The sequence below is a fragment of the Enterobacteriaceae endosymbiont of Donacia simplex genome (genome assembly GCF_012568645.1).
GTDB lineage: Bacteria > Pseudomonadota > Gammaproteobacteria > Enterobacterales > Enterobacteriaceae.
In genome coordinates this window covers 821-1,829 of sequence record NZ_CP046192.1, presented here as the reverse complement: position 1 = coordinate 1,829, position 1,009 = coordinate 821, and the positions used below count along the sequence as shown (strand labels likewise).

The window sequence follows — 1,009 nt, the reverse complement described above, 5'->3', positions numbered from 1 at the left end:
TATAGTAAAGGAGGTGATCCAACCACAGGTTCCCCTACGGTTACCTTGTTACGACTTCACCCCAGTTATGAATCATAAAGTGGTAAGCGCCCTCCAAATAAAGAAAGGTTAAGCAACTTACTTCTTTTACAACCCACTTCCATGGTGTGACGGGCGGTGTGTACAAGGCCCGGGAACGTATTCACCGTAGCATTCTGATCTACGATTACTAGCGATTCCGACTTCATAGAGTCGAGTTGCAGACTCCAATCCGAACTAAGATATATTTTGTGAGATTCGCTTACTCTTGCGAGGATGCTTCCCTTTGTATATACCATTGTAGCACGTGTGTAGCCCTGGTCGTAAGGGCCATGATGACTTGACGTCGTCCTCACCTTCCTCCGGTTTATCACCGGCAGTCTCCTTTGAGTTCCCAGCCTAACTGATGGCAACAAAGGATAAGGGTTGCGCTCGTTGCGGGACTTAACCCAACATTTCACAACACGAGCTGACGACAGCCATGCAGCACCTGTCTCATGGTTCCCGAAGGCACTAAAATATCTCTATTAAATTCCATGGATGTCAAGACCAGGTAAGGTTTTTCGCGTTGCATCGAATTAAACCACATGCTCCACCGCTTGTGCGGGCCCCCGTCAATTCATTTGAGTTTTAACCTTGCGGTCGTACTCCCCAGGCGGTCGACTTAACGCGTTAGCTACGAAAGCTATAAGTCAAGCTTACAACCTTCAAGTCGACATTGTTTACGGCATGGACTACCAGGGTATCTAATCCTGTTTGCTCCCCATGCTTTCGCACCTGAGCGTCAGTATTCGTCCAGGGGGTCGCCTTCGCCACTGGTATTCCTCCAGATATCTACGCATTTCACCGCTACACCTGGAATTCTACCCCCCTCTACGAAACTCAAGCTAATTAGTTTCAAATGCAGTTCCTAAGTTAAGCTTAGGGATTTCACATCTGACTTAATTAACAGCCTACGTGCTCTTTACGCCCAGTAATTCCGATTAACGCT

1 rRNA gene (only partly in view) is annotated in these 1,009 nt (G+C 47.5%); it reads right to left on the bottom strand.

Annotated features, from left to right (window positions below):
* Nucleotides 1-6: 6 nt before the first annotated feature.
* Nucleotides 7-1,009: ribosomal RNA gene (locus GJU00_RS00010) — 16S ribosomal RNA — on the bottom strand; it runs 178 nt beyond the window's last position.